The sequence below is a fragment of the Blautia sp. ZXY-1-C6 genome (assembly GCF_056339875.1).
Genome location: NZ_JBWJVQ010000112.1, coordinates 1 through 2,302 on the forward strand (window position 1 = coordinate 1; position 2,302 = coordinate 2,302).

The following is a 2,302-nucleotide window of genomic DNA, read 5'->3' on the forward strand; positions in this document are numbered from 1 at the left end:
CACCGAAAGTTTCAAAACCGGGGCAATCTTCGATTTTTGCCATATTGCATCATCCACATACATTCTATATTTCATAGTCTGCCTGTGGAATGTTGCGATATGTGCTTGTTCTAAACTTTATATTTCATATTACCGATTGAGCAATATATCCGAGCTTAATAGCTTTTGTTATCATCTCAACGGTAGAGCTAACTTGCAATTTTTCAAAAATATGTTGCAAATGATTTGATACTGTTCGTTCACTAATAAAAAGCTGTTCAGCGATTTCGCGGCGCCTAACTCCTGATGCAACCAATTCGAGAACTTTTCTCTCTCCGTCTGTCAGCTCTTCTATAAATACTTCTTCCCGTGGGAAGTGTGTTGCCCCATCTTTGATGGTCAATAAAATGTGCAATAACTCATCTGGTTCTACATCCTTACTGATAAACCCTCTTGCACCGATCCTCTTTGCTTCTTTGCGATAAACAGGAAGATTATAGCCAGAGAGAATGACTATTTTTTGATCTGGAAAACGCTCCAACAAATGTTGTGTGAGCATTAAACCGTCCTCGTCTGTCAGTCCTCCTAAGTTAATGTCAATCAGTAAAATATCTGGTAGTTCTGTGGCAATCTGTTTTTCCAAATCTTGAATATCCTTTGTACTGGAAAATTGCTCAATCTCTGGATTATCACACAGGGCAATCGAAAGACTCTTGGCAAAAAGTATATGGTCATCGACCAACAAAATTTTCATACGAATCACCTCCGTTCATAGGCATAGAAATGACAACTGCCGTTCCGCCACCAGTAGCGGGTTGGATGTTCATAGTGCCATCTAATAAACTGACCTGTTCCCCAATAGAAGCAAGCCCCTGATGTGAACCTGACTTATAAGTGAACGGTTTGAACCCTATACCATTATCCGTCACCTTTAGGGTAATGCGTCCGTTCTCCTGCATCAGCAGAACATCGATTGTCGTCGCGGAGGAATGTTTTAACGCATTTGTCACCAGTTCTTTTATCATTCGATAGATGAGTACATTATATGGCTCTACAAGAAATACATCTTTATCGCAGTCCAAACAAATATTTGCAGAATGGTTTTCTTCCATTGAATCAAGCAGATTTTGAATATTCTCCTTTAAGGTCAGACTTTTTACCAGATTTGGATGATAAGTCTGCATTTGAAAACGGATGGAAGCATTTAATTCTGCCAACGTATCGAGAAGTAACCTCCTTATCTCTGGCTGCTCTGCTTTACATAACATGTTTTTGATGGAAAGCAGGTTTTGCAAAATATTATCGTGCAAATAGTTGGAAAAATCTTTTTTTAAGTTTTCTTCCCGTTTAATCTGTTCCAGTGAATAGGCGTAAAAGTGCTGACGATCCGTGGGGTTATTATAGTCGGTCGGCTGCCTGCAAATCCGCACATACAAAAGGATATTGTAAACCTGTGCCAGCAGAACCACTATGTAAACACTCATCAAAATTGCCATAAGTGGGATTTGAAAAAGATATGCCATTCCAACAAGTCCAACCAATCCGACAAAAACCAGAGCAACGATATATCCCCCTGACAGCGTTAAAAATTGTACCTGCTGTGGATGGTATTGGAATACGATACTATGAATACATACAAATGCCAGCATAACGGGGATGTAGCTCCCCATGCTTGCCATATATTCCGCTTCCCTGTGAAAAACGAAAAGGTATATTACAAATGGAATTACTACAAGAGCCAGTGGAAAAAGCAGACGTTTCCTTTGACTTTTCAGCACAAAGACAATTCGTTTTCTCTGTATGATACCAACGACAGCAAGAGCCAGTGTCGAGATAAAAAATTGCAGTTGGTAGGCTGTGAAAAAAGCCCTATCTGAAAAGAAGAAGCAAATAATTGCTGTTACGCAGGAAATTTTCAAAAAAACAAGCAGTGCTTTTTGCCCCCGATAGGCGGAACCCTGAAATAAAAATGTCTGTATGAAATATGCTGACTGATAAAAACAGACAGGCAACAACAGCATGGAAACCGCTTTGGATATTGGTTGAAAGTCAAACAGGTACAACAAGAATTGCCAGCCCAGCAACAATAACAATAGGGAAAAGTGGTTCAGAACCTTATTACATTTTACATTCTTATATGAGATATACGCCGCGTCAAAAAACAAGAGCGACAAAGATAGAAAATGAACAAGGTAATTGCTTTCTATATAATGTCCGTTGTACGCCATATAACTGAGATAAATAATCACGGCAAATTGGTTCAACGCACAAAAAATCTGTCTTGAGAAATATGTGTTTTTCGTATTTTCCACCTCCATTCCTT

At 39.1% G+C, this 2,302-nt stretch carries 2 protein-coding genes; both read right to left on the reverse strand.

Going from position 1 to position 2,302, the window contains the following annotated elements:
- Positions 1-124 precede the first annotated feature (124 nt).
- The gene (locus tag AC075J_RS04085; RefSeq protein ID WP_165858278.1) at positions 125-733 is read right to left on the reverse strand and encodes a response regulator transcription factor; all 609 of its coding nucleotides are present in this window, start codon (positions 731-733) and stop codon (positions 125-127) included.
- The coding region (locus tag AC075J_RS04090; RefSeq protein ID WP_476390049.1) for an ATP-binding protein at positions 711-2,302 on the reverse strand (1,592 nt) is incomplete at its 5' end. The genes AC075J_RS04085 and AC075J_RS04090, both read right to left, overlap by 23 nt.